Here is a 17,992-nt window from a genome sequence, read left to right as displayed (position 1 = left end):
GCCTCACTCGCCGCGCAGGAACCGCGTGAGCAACTCGTTGGTCCGGGCGGGCGCCTCCAGCTGAGGGAAGTGACCCACTGCGGGCAGCAGCGCGAACCGTGAGCCGGGACCGCGCCACGGTGCCGACTCGAGCGCCGTGTCCGGCAGCACACACGGGTCGTCCGCGCCGTGGATCTGCAGTACCGGCGCCGCGACCCGGTCGGCGACGGACTGGGCGAAGCGGCGACCGTCTCCTCTGAACTGCGAGCGAAACGCCCACCGGTAGTACTCCAGCGAGCTGTGCGCCACACCCGGCACTCGCATGGCGTGCCGGAACCGCCGCATCGACTCGGGAAAGCCGTCCCGCCTCGGCCAGTCCGCGCCCGACCAGCTCCGTGTCAGCCGCTCGACCTCCGAGGCATCGGCGGCCACCAGCCTGCGTTCGGGCACCATCGGTACCTGGAACCGCAGCAGGTGCCGCATCGCGCGCGCCTGGCCGTGCCGTCGCCACCAGCTGTGCCCGATGGCCGACCGCAACGCCAGCGGATGCGCCCCGCCGAGCACGCTCACCGACTCGACCACGCGCGGGTGCAGCGCCGCGACCGACCAGGCGAGCAGGCCGCCCCAGGCATGCCCCACCAGGTGAGCCCTGCGCTCCCCGAGCGCCCTGACGAGCCCCGCGACATCCCCGGCGAGCGTCCATCCGTCGTAGCCGCGCGGTGGCTTGTCGGAGTCGCCGTAGCCGCGCAGGTCGGCGGCGACCACCCGGAACCCGGCCTCGGCCAGCGCCCGCAGCTGGCCGTGCCAGCTCCACCAAAACCCGGCGAATCCGTGCAGCAGCAGCACGGCGGGACCGGAACCGAGTTCGGCGACATGCAGTCGGATGCCGTTCGCCGACACGTCGCGGTGTGTCCAGGGCCCTTCCAGGCGCACGGTGGACGGGTCGGGAGCGGACACGAGTGGCGGACGTGTCCTTCTCAGCGCGTGGGCGCGGAACCGGGAGCCGGTTCCGCCTCGGGCGACTTGCGGTGCCGCAGCGTGTCGGCGGTGTCCTTGAGACTGTCGATCGACCGTTGCGGCTTGCGCACGCGCTTCCACTTGCGCAGGCCCGCGTACCCCGCCACGGCGGCCGTCACCAGCATCAGCAGAAAGACGATGCCGAACGCGGCCCACCGGGGCAGCCACTCGGACAGCAGCTCACCGAGGAAGAAAAAGAAGAAGAACGAGCTGTACAGCGCGACGACACCGGCGACGACGAAGAAGAGACTGCCCTTGAACGCCTTCTTCGCCTCGCCGACCGCCTCGGACTTGATCAGCTCGACCTCGGCCCTCACCAGCGTGGACACGTGCTGCGTCGCGTCCTTCACCAGCGAGCCGATGGACTGGTCCTGCGTTGCTGTTCCGTCGTCCTCGGACAGCGGGAGGTAGGGCACCGCGGGGCCACCCACGCCGTCCGTCGGGGGGTTTCTGGGGCTGCTCACGCGCCTCATCGTGCCACGTGATCAATCTCGTGGCTCGCCGGGCGCGCCGCGAGCGGCCTCAACCGAACGTCGTTTTCGACGCGAGGCCCACCACGTAGGTCACGAGCATCGTCAGCGTTCCCACGCCGACGTTGCGGGCAGCCGCCCGCAGTGGAGGGGCCCCGCCCAGCCGCGCGCTGACCCAGCCGGTGACCGCCAGCGCCGCGGCCACGGCCGCCGCCGTGGCAGGCACTCGCGCGGCCGGCGGGAACAGCAGGATCGCGAGCAGGGGCAGCAGCGCGCCCGCCGTGAACGACACCATCGACGCCCACGCCGCCTGCCACGGGCTCGTGAGCCGGTCGGGGTCGAGGCCCAGCTCCGCCTCGGCGTGCGCGCGGAGGGCGTCGCGTTCGGTCAGCTCGCGCGCCACGTCCGCGGCCAGCCGGGGAGACAGGCCCTTCGCCTCGTACAGCTGCGCGAGCTCGCGTTCCTCCTCCTCCGGCATGGTGGACAGTTCCTGCCGCTCCAACCGCAGCAACGCTCGCTCGGTGTCGCGTTGTGTGGACACCGAGACGTACTCGCCGCCTGCCATGGACAGTGCGCCCGCGACCAGTCCAGCCAGCCCGGCGAACAGGATGGTCGTGTGCTCGGTCGTCGCTCCCGCGACGCCCACGACCAGGCCCGCGGTCGACACGATGCCGTCGTTGGCGCCCAGCACCCCGGCCCGCAACCAGTTGAGCCTGCCGCTCACGTCGTCGCGGTGCGGCTCGTCGTCGTGGAAATCCTGCGGAACTTCGGCCACCGCGCCATCACAACGCAGCGGCGGCTTCGCGGCAACACGCGGCAACACGCGGGAGCGCCGGCGGGCACGGCCACCGGCGCTCCCGCGTGCCGAACCGGGCACTCTGTGCCCGGAGTTCTCAGTCCTCCAGCTCGGCGAGCGCCTGCTTGGCCCGCTCCAGCTCGGCCTCCAACTGGGCGACCTTGGCCTGCTGCTGCTCCCGAGCCTCGTTGATCACCTCGTCGATGGGCACGGACAGCTCCTCGTGCAGTTCCTTCGCCGCGCGCGACACGGCGGCTGCCGGAATGTCCAGGCCCTTGGCGACCCACTTGCTGCCGTGCTTCAGCTCGGCCTGCCACTCACCGTCGGCCGTGCCGGTGACGGTCAGGGTGAGCACGACGGTCCTGGTCTTGCGGGCGCTGCTCTTGGGCTTGCCCCGTTGCGGCGTCGGCTGCCCCGACTGCCCCGTCTGCGGGGTCTGCCCGGACTGCTCCTGCCGCTCAGGCTGTTCCTGCTGTCCGGCGTCCTGCGGCACCGGGGTCTCGTCCCGTTCCTGCGTCGCGGAACCAGCGTCAACGGTCATCGTCAGTGTCGTCTCCTAGCGAGAGCGGGTGTACCTGCGAGGTCGTGCAGGCGGCAAGGATAGAACGTGCGTTCGACTCGTGTTCCGCTGGGTATGGCACGGAGGCGCGCCGGAAATAGGAGTCGTGGGCGTGCTTCGGGTTGCCTCCGTCATCGTATTGAGACCGGCGTGGAATGTGGTTCTGCGCCGATCTCGCGACGCCCGCGTTACACCCATGTACACGAAAGAGTGAAATGCGGGAACTGTTGGTAGCTCTCGGGTAGATCGTGCCTGGTCACGTCGATTTGATGGGTGTCCTCGCGTTGGCGAATGCGGCTTCCGGGAGCCCTCGGACAACTCTCCGTAGTGGTTACTGTGATCAACACCGCGACGGGGAACCGTTGTGCGCCAGTGCATCCGGCCCGAAGCGGCCGTGCATGTGGACGGTCGGGGCGGCGTTTTCGCAGCATTCCGGCCATGCGGCGCCGGTTCGCCGGTGTTTCGGAGGGAATAGTCGGGCCTGCCGTGCCCCGGGTGAAAGTCGTTTGCTTGAATAGCTTTCACCTCGCCCAGTTGATCTATGCCTCAGGGACTCTGATTAATGGAAAGAACCGAGATTTCCCGCGCCCGGCCCCTCCGGCGCGTGGCGTCGCTCGCCGCGGTCACGACTCTCGCGCTGCTCGTCTCCGCCTGCGGTGGAGACGGCGGCGACCAGCAGGCCGAAGCCGAGGGCGGGCAGCAGCAGGCCGCGGCCCTTCCGGAGGCCACCACCTACGGAAAGGTCGCCAACGCGCCCAAGGACCCGGAACCGAACGCGGCCACCGAGGGGGAGGTCCTCCACCCGACGCGGGAACTGCCGGTACACGACGGGGTCGACGGCACCGAGATCGCCCGGTTGCCCGTCAAGCAGATCTCCTCACCGACCTGGGTGCCGGTCATCCAGCGGGACGGTGACTGGGCGCAGATCCTGCTGCCCACCCGGCCCAACGGTGCGACCGGCTGGATCGACACGTCCGGCGACGCCGTCGAGTCCGCCCAGAACGACTACGCGGTCAACGTGGATCTCGACGAGTTCCACCTGGAGATCCTCGACGGCGGTGAGCGGATCGGCGAGTGGACCGTCGGGATCGGCGAACCCGACTCCCCGACACCGACGGGGCGCGCCTACATCATCGCCTCGATCGAGGAGACGGTGAACGACTACAGCCCCATCGTTCTCCCGCTGAGCTACCACTCCGACTCACACGAGACCTACGGCGGCGGTCCCGGGACCGTCGGCATCCACACGTGGCCGGACGACAGCTTTGTCGGCAAGGCCAACAGCGACGGGTGCATCAGGGTGACCTCGGACGCCCTCGACGCCCTCGTCCAACTACCGCTCGGAACGATCGTCAACATCGTCTGATCCGGGCGGGACTCCCGAACAGCAGCTCGACCCGAACGAAAGGCACTGCATTGCTCAAGAAGAAGACAGCCGCTCTCGGCGCCGGTGTGCTCTCCGCCCTCGTCGCCGGCGGTGTAGCGTTCGCCCCGGCCGCCGTCGCCGCGCCGGAGGACTCCGCGTACGCCCTCGGCGCCAGCGGACTGGTGAACATCATGAAGGTGCCGCACGTGACCGGTGCGGGCACTGACCACCTGGTCCACACCGAGCTCCCCGGCGGGGCCAACAGCCTCGTGCGTGCCGGAGTGTTCAACTCCGCCGTCGAGGAGGGCTACGCCAAAGCCAGCGCCGCCGATGTGGGGCTGGGCCTGCCCGGGCTGCCCGCCATCGGCGTCGGCATGGTGACCGCCGAGTGCGACGACCTCAGCATGGGCACCTCCGTCGCCGACCTCAAGGTCGGTGGCAAGGAGGTCAACCTCGACCAGATCGCTCCCAACACGGAGATCGTTCCCGACGCGCTGCAGGGCGTCGCCCGCATCACGCTGAACAAGCAGGTCGACAACGGCGACGGTTCGCGCAGCGTCACCGCCCTCTCCGTCGACCTGCTCGACGGCACGCAGACCGTGGACCTCGCCCGGGCCACCTGCACCGAGAAGCCCGCCGAGGAGCCCGAGCCCACGACTCCGAAGCCGGAGGAGCCGACCGAGGAGCCGACCACCCCGCCGTCCGAGGACGACAACAACGGTGGCGAGGCGCCGGGTTCCGAGCCGGACGAGGACGGCCAGGCCCCGCGGCCCGTTCCGCAGCCCGGTCACCTGGACGTGACCGGCTGATCGTCTGACGACAGGCTGATCACACAAGACGGCGGCCTCCACTCGCACAGGGTGGAGGCCGCCGTCGCGTGTCAGGCCGGAATCACTCGTCGCCGGAGCCGGACTTCATGCCCTTCGAGATGAGGTCCATCACGGAGCTGTCCGCCAGGGTGGTGACGTCGCCGACCTCGCGGTTCTCGGCGACGTCGCGCAGCAGCCGCCGCATGATCTTGCCGGAGCGGGTCTTCGGCAACTCCGGTACGACCATGATCTGCCTCGGCTTCGCGATGGGGCCGATCTCCTTGGCCACATGGGCACGCAGGGCCTGGATGGCCTCCTCGCCGCCCGCGCTTCCCTCACCGCCCTCGGCCGCGCCGCCACGCAGGATCACGAACGCGACGATGCCCTGGCCCGTGGTCGCGTCGGTGGCGCCGACCACGGCGGCCTCGGCGACCGTCGGATGCGACACCAGCGCCGACTCCACCTCGGTCGTCGAGATGCGGTGACCCGACACGTTCATCACGTCGTCGACCCGGCCGAGCAGCCAGATGTCGCCGTCGGCGTCGTACTTCGCGCCGTCGCCCGCGAAGTAGAAGCCCTGCTCGGCGAACCGCGACCAGTAGGTGTCGCGGTAGCGCTCGTCGTCGCCCCAGATGCCGCGCAGCATCGACGGCCACGGCTTGTCGAGCACGAGGTAACCGCCGCCCTTGGCGGGAACCTCGGTGCCGTCGTTGTCCACCACCTTCGCCGAGATGCCCGGCAGCGGCCGCTGCGCCGAGCCGGGCTTGGCGTGGGTGACTCCCGGCAGCGGCGAGATCATGATCGCGCCGGTCTCGGTCTGCCACCAGGTGTCCACCACCGGGCAGCGGTCACCACCGATGTGCTCCCGGTACCACATCCACGCCTCGGGGTTGATCGGCTCACCGACCGAACCGAGCACCCGCAGCGACGACAGGTCGTACTTGCCCGGGATGTCCGCGCCCCACTTCATGAACGTGCGGATCAACGTGGGAGCGGTGTAGTAGATCGACACCCCGTAGTTCTGCACGATCTCCCAGTGCCTGCCCTCGTGGGGCGTGTTGGGCGTGCCCTCGTACACGACCTGCGTGGCCCGGTTGGCCAACGGTCCGTACACGATGTACGAGTGGCCGGTCACCCAGCCGATGTCGGCCGTGCACCAGTACACGTCCTCCCCCGGCTTGTGGTCGAACACGACCCGGTGGGTGTAGGCGGCCTGGGTCAGGTAGCCACCCGAGGTGTGCAGGATGCCCTTGGGCTTCCCGGTGGTGCCGGACGTGTACAGGATGTAGAGCGGGTGCTCGGAGTCGAACGCCTCCGCGGTGTGGTCGTCCGGCTGGGCGTCCACCAGGTCGTGCCACCACACGTCGCGACCGTCGGTCCACGCCACCTCGCCGTCGAGGTCGTCGCCCGCGCGCCGCACGACCACGACCTTCTCCACGCTCTCGGCCCCGGCCAGCGCGTCGTCCACGCCCGCCTTCATCGGCACGGCCTTGCCCCTGCGGTACTGGCCGTCCGACGTGATCACGACCTTGGCCTCCGCATCGTCCACGCGGGAGCGCAGCGCGGCGGGGGAGAACCCGCCGAACACCACGCTGTGCAGCGCGCCGATGCGCGCGCAGGCCAGCATCGCCACGATGGCCTCGGGGATCATGGGAAGCTGGATCGCCACGCGGTCGTGAGCGCCCACTCCCAACGAGGCCAGGGCGTTGGCGGCACGGCAGACCTCGCCGCGCAGCTCGGCGTAGGTGATGTCGCGGGTGTCGCCGGGCTCGCCGACCCAGTGCATGGCCACCTGGTCGCCGTGGCCCTCCTCGACGTGGCGGTCGACGCAGTTGTAGGCCACGTTCAGCTTGCCGCCGACGAACCACTTCGCGAACGGCGCGTCCGACCAGTCGAGCACGGACGTCCACGGCGTGTCCCAATGCAGCCGCTCGGCCTGCTTCGCCCAGAACGCCTCCCGGTCGGTGTCGGCGTCGGCGTACAGCTCGGCGGTCGCGTTGGCCTTCGCGGCGAACTCGTCGCTCGGGGGGAAGGTGCGGCTCTCGGTCAGCAGGTTGTCGAGTGCCGGTGACTGCTCTGTCATGGTTCCTCCTGAAATCCGAACTCTGGCTCTGCGCGCCCGCGTTGCCGGTAGCGACGTTAGTACCCCATGTCACACGGTTGCAGCCAGCCCGCGACGGCCGACAAGCGCTGGGGGACGAGTGGCTGACGAGCGGTGGACGAGCGCTGCCTATGCTCGCGGGCATGAGCGACCCACTCGCACCGCTGCTGGAACTCGGCGGTGTCGCCGAGGCCGCGAAGACCGCGCAGGACGCCGTCTTCGCCGTTCACCGCCTGCCCGCCAACCTGCGCGGCGGCTCGGCCACCGCCGCGGAGGCGTCGGTGCGTGCCGCCAGGGCCTCCGCCGCCCTCGACGGCGCGGACCCGGAGCTGCCGGACGACGGGGTGGTGGCCGATCCGGTGCTGGCGGGCTCGCTGCGGGTCGCCGAGGCCACGGAGTCGCTGCTGCCGACGTGGCGCCGCGCCCCACTCCAGGTGTTCGCGAAGCTGCACGTCCTGGCGGCGAAGGACCTGGCGGTGGACAGCGACGCACTCGGCAGGCCGCGCGACGACGACGGCGTGGCGGGGCGGCTGGAGCTGCTGGGGCAGCTCGTCACCGGAGCCACGACCGTTCCCGGCCCGGTGCTCACCGCCGTCGTCCACGGGGAACTGCTGACACTGCGACCGTTCGGCTCCGCCGACGGCGTGCTCGCTCGTGCCGCCGCACGACTGGCGATGATCGCCACGGGGCTCGACCCCAAGGCGCTGACCGTGCCGGAGGTCGCGTGCTACCGCAGGCAGCGCCGCTACGACGAGGCCGCGGCGGCGTTCGCCTCCGGCGAGGCCGACGGCGTGCGGCAGTGGCTGCTGTTCTGCTGCGAGACGTTCGAGGCCGGCGCGGGCGAAGCCAAGAGCATCGCCGACGCCGCCACCCCCTGAAGCCGTGTCCGCAGCCTGCGTAGCCGTGTCCGCAGCCTGCGTAGCTGTGTCCGCAAGCTGTGTAGCCGTGTCCGCAGGCTGTGTAGCCGTGTCCGCAGTTCTCGTCGTCGCCGGCGTTACGACGCCCTCGCTCGCGCACTGTCCAGCGCCGCCCGCACGTGGCCATCCGCGGCTTCCAGCGCGAGCGTGGCCCGGGTGACGTCGACTCCGGCGAGCAGCTGCACCAGCGCCACCTTCAGGTCACCGTCGGCCCTGGTCAGCGCCTCGCTGCAGTCCTGAGCGCTCAGCCCGGTGGCTTCGCGCAGGATCCGGACGGTCCGGCCCCGCAGCTTGGCGTTGGTGGCCCGCATACTGACCATGAGATTGGAGTAGGTCCGGCCGAGCTTGACCATGGTCGCGGTGGAGAACGCGGTCAGCACGAGTTTCTGCGCCGTGCCTGCCTTCATGCGGGTCGAGCCCGCGATGGCCTCGGGCCCGGTGTCCACGGTGATCAGCACGTCCACACCGTCGGGCACGGGTGCTTCGGGGTTGCACGACACGAGTGCGGTGCTCGCGCCGAGCCGCCGGGCGGCCTGGAGCGCCCCGATGACGTACGGCGTGCGTCCCGAAGCGGTCAGCCCGAGCACGAAGTCGCCCTCGTCGACGCTGCCGCGCAGCTCGTCGGCTCCGGCCTCGGCGTTGTCCTCGGCGTTCTCGACCGCACTCCGCAACGCGCGCTGCCCGCCCGCGTGGTGGGCGACGAACCAGTCGGACGGCACGTTGTAGGTGGGAACGAGTTCGGCCGCGTCGAGCACGGCGAGCCTGCCGGAGGTCCCGGCACCCACGTAGTGGACCCGGTGCCCGCCGCGCAGGGACTCGGCGGCGGCGTCCACGGCCGTGCCCAGCTCGGGCAGCACTCGTCGTACCGCGGCCGGGACGGTGTGATCCTCGGTGTTGATGGCGGCGAGGATGTCGGCGGTCGGCATCCGGTCGATGTCGGTCGTGTTCGGGTTCCGCCGCTCCGTGGGCGACTCGACGTGTACGACCTGCGGTGAAACGGTCATCCCTGCCTCACTGTTCTCCACTGGCGCACGTCCTGCGAGCGCCCCTTCCCTTACCGGCCTTGTCGCTCGGTTTTGCGCCGCCCGTCCGGGCGGATGCCGAGCCGGTGACCGTCGACGGCGTCCCGCGTGGAGTCCAGCGCGGGCACGGCCTCGTCGAGGTGTCGCTGCGCGACGCCGATGAACAGGCAGTCGATCACCGTGAGCTGTGCGATCCGGCTCGCCGTGGCACCCGAGCGGAACGTCGTCTCCCGCGCCGCCGTCGTGAGCACGTGATCGGCGACGGCGGTGATGGGGGAGCGGGGGAAGTTGGTGACGGCGACGGTGGTCGCGCCGTGCTCTCCCGCCACGCGCAACGCTTCCACGGTGTCGGTGGTGGCGCCGGAATGCGAGATCGCCACCGCCACGTCGCCCTCGGACAGTACGGCCGCCGAGGTGAGCATGATGTGGGTGTCGGACCACGCGAAGGACACGCGACCGATGCGGTGCATCTTCTGTTGCAGGTCCGCGGCCACGAACGCGCTGGCTCCCACGCCGTACACGTCCACGCGCCCCGCGTTCGCGACGAGGTCGGTGACGCGGGTGAGCTCGGCGATGTCGAGCTGCTCGGTTGTTTCCTCGACGGCGCGCGCGTCGGCGAAACCGACCTTGCTCACGACCGAGTCCAGGTCGTCGTCGGCCGTGATGTCACCGCCGAGGTCACGTGACGAACGAGCCTGGGTCCGCGCCGTGTCCGCGGCCAGCGCGATGCGGAGCTGCGGATATCCGCCGACGCCGATGGCCTTGCAGAACCGGGTGACGGTGGTTTCGCTGGTCTTGGCCGCCAGGGCTACCTCGGTGATACTGCGGCGGGCGACCGAGGACGGTTCGTCGAGCACGACCTTGGCGACCCGCTGTTCGGCGCGGGCGAGTCCGGGCAGCAGTGATCGGATGCGGACCAGGGGGCTGGCGTCCGGCTCCGCATCCGTACCGTTTCCGTTGACGGGTGTCGGCATGCCCGAATCGTCCGACGTGGGAAACTTACTAACACCAGGCATATATGACAAGGTTACCCGCACCTTCCCGAGTGATCGCAACCCGAGCCGACGGACTCCGGGTTGTGGCGAGTGGTTGCCCGGAAAGTCGCTGTTCAGGGTCGTGGTGTTAGCCCGAAAAGGTTAACGAGTTGGCAACTATCAGCGATCTGTCGCGGTGAATCCCCGCGCGTCGAGCCGATCGGGGTGGCGTTCACCGTCGAACAGCACGCCGCGCGCACCCATCACCCGGATTCCGTCCACGAGCACCCCGCGTGCGGTGTAGTTCCCATCGGTGGTGAATCGCCAACGAAGAGTGAGATCCTCGGCTCGCGGGGTCCGGGCGCGCACGGACCACCAGTGCCGGTGATCAGTGCCCGACAGGCTGGTCACGGTGCCCTTCGGCGCGCCCGAGCCACGGGCACGGACGGGCACGGTGGTCCACGTCGCGCCCCGGTCGGTACTGGCCTCCAGAACGAGCCGGTCGCTTTCCTCGCTGCTGATGAAGGCGTCGAACGACACCGTCGCCTCTCGCCCCCGGGGATCGAGGCGCGGGGTGGTCAGGGTGGCCGTGTTGTCGTCGCCGATCGCGCTGAACCAGGCCCGCGGTCCCGTCGTGGGTTTCACGGCGAGTGCACGGGCGAGCCCACCCGCCCACGCCTGCCGCGCCGGGTTGACCGATCCCCAGGAGCGGGACGGGTGGACACGGTTGGTCAGCAGCACGGCCACCGACCGCGACTGGCGGTCGATCACCAGCGACGTGCCCGTGTAGCCGGTGTGTCCCGCGGTGGACGGCGAGGTCAGCCCGCCCATATACCAGATCTGGTCGAGTTCGAACCCGAGTCCGTGCGAGTCGCCGGGAAACTCGGAGTTGTAGTCGGTGAACAGCTGCAACACGGTGCTCGGGCGCAGAACGCGTTCGCCGTCGTAGGTCCCGCCGTTGAGCAGGGCCTGCGCGAGCACTCCAAGGTCGCGCGCCGTCGAGAACAACCCGGCGTGCCCGGCGACGCCGCCCAGTGACCAGGCGTTCTCGTCGTGGACCTCGCCACGGACCATGCCGCGTGCGGGAGTGGCCTGGAACTCCGTGGCCGCGATGCGGTCGAGCTTGCGTTCGGGCGGATTGAACTCGGTGTCGGTCATGCCGAGCGGATCGGTGATTCCGTCGGCGACCACCTCGTCCAGCGGATCGCCGGTGACACGCTCGGCGAGCAGACCGAGCGTGATGAGGTTGAGGTCCGAGTAGGTGTAGGTGGTGCCTGGTTCGTCCTGTGGTGCGACGCGCAGCACGGCGTCGATCCGCGCCTGCCGGTCCGGCCAGTCCCGCCACAGAAAGAGTGACGGCTCCAGCCCCGAGGTGTGGGTGAGCAGCTGCTCGACCGTGATGTCGCGCTTGCCGTTCACACCGAACTCGGGCAGGTAGGACGCCACGGGGGAGGTCAGCTCCACCTCGCCGCGTTCGACCAGCTGCATCACCGCGATCGAGGTGAACAACTTGGTCACCGACGCGATGTCGAAGATCGTGTCGTCGCGCATCGGCACCTGCTCGTCCGCGGGGAGTTCGGTGCCCTCACCGTCGGCGTAGCGCAGCGCACTGCCCGTGGCGTAGGTGTCGACGACCTTGCCGTCGTGGGCGAGCAGCCCGACCGCTCCCGCGAACAGCGGGTGGCCGTCGACGTAGTCGGACTCGGCCATGCCCGCGATCGTGCGCTCGGCCTCCCTGATCGGAGCGGGATCCAGCCCGGCCCGTTCCGGCGAGGCGGCCTCGAGCACGGTGTCCGACGGCGCGAAGCCGCGCTGCGGCCGGTCGAACCGGCCGGAGTCCGCCCGTACCGCGGCCATCGCGGTCGCTCCTGTCACGGTCAGGATCGCGACCAGGGCCGCGATCCGCAACACTGTGGCCTTCGCGCGCATCGCGTCGCTTCACCTCACCTTGTCACGGCGCGCACGCCGCTGTCCGTGGACCGGTGGTAGCCGGCCCGGGAGGTCACCGATAGAGCAGATACGGCTGCCGCTTCCGCGTGAAGCCGTCGAGCTCGGCACGCCAGGACCCCACGACCTCGTCCGTCGTGGCGCCCGCGTCCACCATCGTCCGGAACCGGTCCGAACCCGTGAGCAGGTCGATGAAGTTGTCCTCGCGCCAGGCGAACAGGCCGGGGTAGAGCCGACGTGCCGTCACGATCAGGTCCACGGCCGTGCGGATGGCGTCGAACCTGCCCGGGTCGGTCACCGTGAGCTGGAGCCCGCCGCACGTCTCGCCGGAGAACTTGCCGAACGTCGGCACGTAGTAGCACTCGCGGAAGGCGACGCCGGGCAGGTCCAGCGACGTCATCTCCTCGCGCCAGCGCCAGTCGACCTCCGGCGCACCGAGGATCTCGAACGGCCGGGTGGTGCCCCTGCCCTCGGAGAACACCGTGCCCTCGAACAGGCACGTGCCCGGGTAGACGAGCGCGGTGTCCGGCGTCGGCATGTTGGGCGACGGCGGGGTCCAGGCCAGTCCCGTCTCGGCGAAGACCTGGTCGCGCCGCCAGCCGCGCGCGGTGACGACGTCGAGTTCGTCCAGCCGGACGCCCTCGCCGGGCAGGAACTCGGCGGCGAAGTACCGTGCCAGCTCGCCCACCGTCATGCCGTGTTGCTGCACGATCGGCTTGAGACCGACACCGGAGCTGTACGCCGGGTCCAGCATCGGCCCCGCGGCGGCGCCGCCGACCGGGTTCGGCCGGTCGAGCACCACGAACGAGGCCCCGACCCTGGCCGCCGCCACCATCGCCCGGTACATCGACCAGATGTAGGTGTAGAAGCGGGATCCGACATCGGCGATGTCGAACACCATCGTGTCGATCTCGGCCTTGCGCAGCAGTTCGGTGAACTTGTCGATGCCGACGCCGTACACGTCGTACACGGGCACGCCCGTGCGCGGGTCGGTGTAGTCGCCCTCGGAGCCGCCCGCCTGTGCGCTGCCCCGGAAGCCGTGCTCGGGTCCGAACACGGCGACCGGTGGTGACCCCGCTTGCACCAGGGAGTCCACGACGTGTACCTGATCGGCGAGCACGCCGGTGGGGTTGGACAGCACCCCGACCCTGCGCCCGGCGAGCCGTCGCCAGCCCTCGGCGGCGAGACGGTCGGCGCCGGGCCGTACCCGTGGGCGGTTACGGCCGGGAACGTCGGGCGGCGAGGCCGCGGCGGCGGTGGCCGAGGTGGCGAGCAGGGAGCCGGCCAGCGCACTCGTGGACAGGAAGCTGCGCCTATTCACGGTCATGGTGTCGTCGTTTCCTGACGTCGGGTCGCCGTCACCACGTCAGCCCGTGGCCGAACGGGTACAGCGTCTGGTCGGGGTCGGATCCACTCGGGACGGAGACCGGCAGTGTCCCCTCGGGGGCCTGTCGGCCGAGCAACACCGTCGCCAGCGAGGTCATGGTGACGTCGCGCCAGTCGTACGTCGCGAGCCAGGTGGGCACATCGGCGTGACCGGGGTCGTACGGCTCTTGGACGGCGACCGCCGCGATCGGGGTATCGGTACTGGTCAGCCGCTCTACAAGCTGACGCTGCCCTTCGCTGGTCCGCAAGCCGTTGGTGAGGACTATCACGAGATCGACCTCACCGGCCGCGGCTTCGACTCGGTCCACCGTCTCGGCGTCCGGGGCCGCTCCGGTGGAGATCGCCCGGGTGTCGACGCCCTGTTCCGCCAGTGCCTCGGCGAGAGCGGCGACCGGCTCGGCGGCGTAGCCCGGGTACGCCGGGTTGTTCCAGCCCGTCACCAGCACGTCGTCGACGTCGGAGGCCAGGGGGAGCAGGTTCGCGTCGTCGCTGAGCACCGTGGTGCTCCGGTCGGTGATCTGCTGCACGGTCTCGCGGTGCTCGTCGGTGCCGACGACCCGGTCGACCCTGTCCTCCGGCACGAACGGAGTGGGGACGAGGCCGCGTTGCTGCTTGAGCTTCAGGATGCGCAGCACACTCTGGTCGATGCGTTCCTCGGTGATCCTGCCCTCGGCCACCGCGTCCAGCACGCCGCCCATCGCCGCGTCGAGGTCAGGGGGCATGAGCATCTGGTCGACGCCCGCTTCGAGCGCCCGCACCGGAATCTCGGCGTCGGAGTACATCTCCCGCACGCCCGCCATGCCCAGCGAGTCGGTGACCACCACGCCGTCGTAGGCGAGTTCCTCGCGCAGGAGCCCGGTCATGATGGGCTTCGACAGCGTGGCGGGGTCGCCGGAGTCGTCCAGGCTCGGTACGGAGATGTGGGCGGTCATGATGGCGTCGATGCCCGCGTCCACGGCCCGCTGGAACGGGGGGAGGTCGTTGGCGCGCCAGTCCGCTTCGCTGCGGTCGATCACCGGCAGGCCGATGTGACTGTCGGTGGCGGCGTCACCATGGCCGGGGAAGTGCTTGGCGGCGGCGGAGACCGTGCGCGCCGCCCTGCCCGACTCCTGGTAGCCCTCTACCTGCGCGGCCACCAGCTCGCCCGCGAGTTCGGGATCCGAGGAGAACGAACGGGAGCCGATGATCGGGTTGAGCGGGTTGGAGTTCACGTCGGCCACCGGCGCGAAGTCCTGGGTGATCCCCATGGCGCGAAGCTCGGCAGCGCTGATGGCCGCCGTGGTGCGGGCTCCCCCGACGTCCCGGGTCGCACCGAGCGCCATCGCGCTCGGGTACTCGGTGACGTGGTCGGCGATGCGGGTGACCCTGCCGCCCTCCTGATCGACGGCTACCACGAGCGGCACCCTCGGGTTCGACGACCGCAGGGCAGCGCGCTGCAGCCCGTTCGACAGCCGGGCCACCTGGCGCGGCGTCTCGATGTTGTCGGTACCGCCGTGGTTGAAGTAGATGACGCCGCCGACCTGGTACTTCGAGACCACCTCGGCGGCCGTGTCGACGCCGTACTTCTCCTGGTTGCCGGGATGGGTCTCGTCGGCGTGCAGGCCCCACACGTCGGCGACGAAGAGCTGGCCGACCTTCTGCTCGAGGGACATGCCGCGCAGGGTGCGCTCGGCCCAGTGGCTCCCGCCGGGGGACCTGGCCTCGTCCCCTGGTGAGGACGATGGTGGTTGGGCTGAGGCCGCGCCTGGAGTCACGGAGAGCAAGCCTACGAGCAGTGCGGCGGCTCCGGCCTTCCACGGCCGGGCTGAAACGGTGGTCACGGGGCCTCCCGGTCTGCGTCGCGCGGATGTGGAAAGTCCACCCGGACGAATCGGCATCCGGAAAGCTACTCACCGAGCCGTAGCGGGTCAACGACCGAACGTCGCAACCAGGCACTCGTGACGCGAAAGGCGCCCGCCGGTTCGCGGAGAACCAGCGGGCGCCACATCGTTCGCGTGAGACGGCCGGGCGACCAAGCGTGCATATGAGTCGTCACTGGTGGGGACTCGGCGTCCGGCGTCCCGATCCGCAGTCCCTCGACGACAAGCCTCCCGCGGCGCGCTCCGCGTGGGTACCCGTCGCTCACGCACGGACGTCCGGTCGGGGTGGACCAGGCTTCTCCTCTGCCTGGCCCCTGGCCGAGAGAACCTCCGCACTTCCCTTTGTAGTCAGTGACCGCGATCACTTCAAGGGCTCCGGCTGGTGCACCGGTCCAGAGTCCGTCCGGGTGACGGCGACCGTCACCGACCGTCTCACACCGTCGCGGGCGGGTCCTTGCGCCTGCGCCGGGAGAGGCCGAACAGCGTCGCCCCGGCGGCGACGGCACTCACCCCCAGTCCCACCGCCACGGCCGTCGAGGCGGACGGGATGCGGGCGCGCGGTGAGACCGGCTTCGCGTACGCGTGGACGGGCCAGCCACGCTCCAGCGCGATCCGGCGAAGTGCCCGATCCGGGTTGACCACGTGGGGATGGCCCACGGCCTCCAGCAACGGCAGGTCGGTGCTCGAGTCGGTGTAGGCGTGGCAGTCGGCGAGGTCGTATCCGCGCTCGGCCGCGATGTCGCGTGCCGCGATCGCCTTGTACTCGCCGTAGCAGTAGAAGTCCACCTTGCCTGAGTAACGGCCGTCGACTATCTCCATGCGGCTTCCCATGCTGTGACCGATCCCCAGCATCTCGGCGATGGGCCGGACCACCTCCTCGCCCGTGGCCGACAGCACGATGACGTCCCTGCCCTCGGCCTTGTGCCGCTCGATCGCCTCGGCCGCCTCCGCGTAGACGAGTGGCGCGACTACGTCGTGCAGTGTTTCGCCGACGATCGCCTTCACCTGGCTGACGTCCCAGCCCGCGCACATCCGCGAGATCTCCGCGCGCAGGCGTTCGGTCCGGTCGGCGTCCGCGCCCGACAGCGCGAACAGCAGTTGCGCGTAGGCACTCTTGAGCGCCGCCCGCCGGTTGATCAGTCCCTGCTGGAGAAACGGTCTGCTGAACGCCAGCGCGCTGGACGACGCGATGATCGTCTTGTCGAGGTCGAAGAAGGCGGCCGTGGGGGCGTCGTCACGTGCTGGCACGGCACCACGATATTGCAAGCTCGGCACGCCACCGCCGTGACGGCCGGGCGCGCCGTGATCGAACTGTGGCGTGTCACTCGTTGTTGGTTCGCTCTCCCCTTTCCGTTCACCGGGTTACAGTGTTCGCGCTCGGTTACACCGGGCACGTCCGGTCCGACCCCCCGGGACCGGATACCGGCGGCCCTCGCTCCTCCCCCTGGCGAGGGCCGCCACCCCGGGGCTGTTCGCCCGAGTTGTCCACAGGCTTGTGCGCAGTCGGTGAGATGTCCACAGGCGGTGCGGACCGGTCTTGTCACGGCACGCCGGTCCGCGTGACCGTGGTTCGGACAGCGCGAACGTCATCGGGGGAGCCAGTGACCGACAATCGTCCACTCGTGGTGGTCGCCGACCACGGCGTCCGCGACCACGTCGCCCGGCTGGCCGCGGCCGTCGGCTGCGCGCCACGCTATGTCGACGACCTCACCGCGGCGAGGCCTCACTGGGGCGACGCGCCGCTCGTGCTGCTCGACGAGCTCCCCACCGACGGTGGCCTGCCCCGGCGCGCCGGACTGCTCCTGGTGCGGGCGGAGGCTCCGGACGACGCGCTCTGGCGAGCCGCGGTGGCGTCGGGTGTGGACGGCGTGGCGGTCCTGCCTGCCGACGAGGACACCGTGATCACCGCGCTCGCCGACGTCGTCGAACGCCCGAGCACCCGCGAGGGTCGGGTGCTCGCCGTGATCGGAGGACGGGGCGGTGCGGGAACCTCCGTGCTCGCCGCGGCGGCCGGTGTGCGGGCCGCGCGGACGGGCGGGGCGGCGTTGCTGGTGGACTGCGACCCCCTGGGTGGAGGGATCGACCTCGTGCTGGGCGCCGAAGCAGATGACGGGCTGCGCTGGCCCGATCTCCGGGTCACCTCGGGCCGGGTGTCGATGACCGAGCTGGACGCCGCGTTGCCGTCGCGCCGCCGGGGCCGGGGCCGCATCGCCGTCCTCTCCTGCGACCGTGCGGGACCAGGCCCTACGCCGGCCGCGGTGGCCGCGGTCGTCGACGCGGGACGCCGCGCGGGGCGCACCGTCGTGTGCGACCTTCCTCGACATCCCGGACCGGCCGCGGACGAGGTGCTGAACCGCGCCGACCTCGTCGTCCTGGTCGTTCCCGCGGACGTGCGCGGCTGTGTGGCCGCGGGCCGCGTCCGGGAACGGCTCGCGAGCCACGGCACGCGCACCGGAGCGGTCGTGCGCGCCCGGACCGACTCCGGGCTGACCGAGGCCGACGTGGCCGACGCGGTGGGCGTCCCCGTCCTGGCGTGGTTGCGGGACGAGCGCGCGGTACGGCGCGCACTGGACGGTGGAGGGCTCGGCTCGCAACGCCGACTGGCCAGGGCCGCCGAAGCAGTGCTGGCGTCCCTGGCCGGGCACACGGCGGCGACCAGGCGTTGAGCCAGTGTCCACATCGACCGCGGTCCCGGGAACCTGGGCGCGGTCGGTGCAACGGCCGACGGCTGTCAGCGCGTTGGTCGTGCGCCGTGTCGGCCGTCGTGCTCGCCGACCGGACGACTGATTG

The 17,992-nt window shown here is 70.7% G+C and carries 15 protein-coding genes; 4 read left to right on the top strand and 11 right to left on the bottom strand.

All coding sequences use genetic code 11. The annotated features are described in order from the left end of the window. Positions 1 to 3: 3 nt before the first annotated feature. The 4 genes from FFT09_RS06130 to FFT09_RS06115 all read right to left on the bottom strand — a co-directional run bounded on the left by FFT09_RS06130 (position 4) and on the right by FFT09_RS06115 (position 2,803). Positions 4 to 936, bottom strand: coding sequence for an alpha/beta fold hydrolase (locus tag FFT09_RS06130; RefSeq protein WP_081191866.1), 933 nt, complete (start codon positions 934 to 936; stop codon positions 4 to 6). A gap of 20 nt (positions 937 to 956) precedes the next feature. Continuing rightward, entirely contained in the window at positions 957 to 1,469 is a 513-nt protein-coding gene (locus FFT09_RS06125; protein WP_024875445.1) for a phage holin family protein, read from the bottom strand. A 49-nt stretch (positions 1,470 to 1,518) separates the two neighbouring features. Beyond that, on the bottom strand, positions 1,519 to 2,241 hold the full coding sequence (locus FFT09_RS06120) for a VIT1/CCC1 transporter family protein (RefSeq protein ID WP_024875444.1): 723 nt from the start codon (positions 2,239 to 2,241) through the stop codon (positions 1,519 to 1,521). Positions 2,242 to 2,359: 118 nt separating this feature from the next. Next, positions 2,360 to 2,803, bottom strand: a complete 444-nt coding sequence (locus FFT09_RS06115; protein ID WP_081191865.1) for a DUF6319 family protein — start codon at positions 2,801 to 2,803, stop codon at positions 2,360 to 2,362. A gap of 580 nt (positions 2,804 to 3,383) precedes the next feature. Here FFT09_RS06115 and FFT09_RS06110 point away from each other — a divergent pair. Both FFT09_RS06110 and FFT09_RS06105 read left to right on the top strand, forming a co-directional pair. Then, entirely contained in the window at positions 3,384 to 4,187 is an 804-nt protein-coding gene (locus tag FFT09_RS06110; protein ID WP_420852684.1) for a L,D-transpeptidase family protein, read from the top strand. 50 nt (positions 4,188 to 4,237) lie between these two features. Then, positions 4,238 to 4,996, top strand: a complete 759-nt coding sequence (locus tag FFT09_RS06105) for a choice-of-anchor P family protein (RefSeq protein ID WP_138382110.1) — start codon at positions 4,238 to 4,240, stop codon at positions 4,994 to 4,996. Between the two features lie 82 nt (positions 4,997 to 5,078). Here FFT09_RS06105 and acs read toward each other — a convergent pair whose 3' ends face one another. Beyond that, positions 5,079 to 7,079, bottom strand: coding sequence for an acetate--CoA ligase (acs, locus tag FFT09_RS06100; RefSeq protein WP_138382109.1), 2,001 nt, complete (start codon positions 7,077 to 7,079; stop codon positions 5,079 to 5,081). Between the two features lie 161 nt (positions 7,080 to 7,240). On the opposite strand from acs, the gene FFT09_RS06095 reads away from it, so the two are divergent. After that, the gene (locus FFT09_RS06095) at positions 7,241 to 7,975 is read left to right on the top strand and encodes a hypothetical protein (protein ID WP_024875439.1); all 735 of its coding nucleotides are present in this window, start codon (positions 7,241 to 7,243) and stop codon (positions 7,973 to 7,975) included. A gap of 116 nt (positions 7,976 to 8,091) precedes the next feature. Here the strand turns inward: FFT09_RS06095 and murQ are convergent, their stop codons facing one another. From murQ to FFT09_RS06065, 6 genes are all read right to left on the bottom strand, one after another. Beyond that, complete coding sequence (gene murQ / locus FFT09_RS06090) at positions 8,092 to 9,018, bottom strand: N-acetylmuramic acid 6-phosphate etherase (protein WP_081191862.1); 927 nt, start codon at positions 9,016 to 9,018, stop codon at positions 8,092 to 8,094. Between the two features lie 50 nt (positions 9,019 to 9,068). Next, positions 9,069 to 10,010: a MurR/RpiR family transcriptional regulator gene (locus FFT09_RS06085; RefSeq protein WP_425273044.1), complete on the bottom strand. Its 942-nt coding sequence runs from the start codon at positions 10,008 to 10,010 to the stop codon at positions 9,069 to 9,071. A gap of 180 nt (positions 10,011 to 10,190) precedes the next feature. Further along, positions 10,191 to 11,939, bottom strand: coding sequence for a serine hydrolase domain-containing protein (locus FFT09_RS06080; RefSeq protein ID WP_138382107.1), 1,749 nt, complete (start codon positions 11,937 to 11,939; stop codon positions 10,191 to 10,193). Positions 11,940 to 12,012: 73 nt separating this feature from the next. Continuing rightward, positions 12,013 to 13,284, bottom strand: coding sequence for an exo-beta-N-acetylmuramidase NamZ family protein (locus FFT09_RS06075; protein ID WP_138382106.1), 1,272 nt, complete (start codon positions 13,282 to 13,284; stop codon positions 12,013 to 12,015). A gap of 31 nt (positions 13,285 to 13,315) precedes the next feature. Next, positions 13,316 to 15,163 carry a glycoside hydrolase family 3 protein gene (locus FFT09_RS06070; protein WP_081191860.1) on the bottom strand — a complete coding sequence of 616 codons (1,848 nt, stop codon included), beginning with the start codon at positions 15,161 to 15,163 and terminating at the stop codon, positions 13,316 to 13,318. 471 nt (positions 15,164 to 15,634) lie between these two features. Next, complete coding sequence (locus FFT09_RS06065) at positions 15,635 to 16,450, bottom strand: HAD-IB family hydrolase (protein ID WP_138382105.1); 816 nt, start codon at positions 16,448 to 16,450, stop codon at positions 15,635 to 15,637. 353 nt (positions 16,451 to 16,803) lie between these two features. Here FFT09_RS06065 and ssd point away from each other — a divergent pair, with 353 nt between their 5' ends. Beyond that, entirely contained in the window at positions 16,804 to 17,868 is a 1,065-nt protein-coding gene (ssd, locus tag FFT09_RS06060; protein ID WP_138382104.1) for a septum site-determining protein Ssd, read from the top strand. Positions 17,869 to 17,992: the final 124 nt, after the last annotated feature.

This window comes from Saccharomonospora piscinae, assembly GCF_005862235.1.
Taxonomy (GTDB): Bacteria; Actinomycetota; Actinomycetes; order Mycobacteriales; family Pseudonocardiaceae; genus Saccharomonospora; species Saccharomonospora piscinae.
This window is presented reverse-complemented; position numbering and strand designations above follow the sequence as displayed.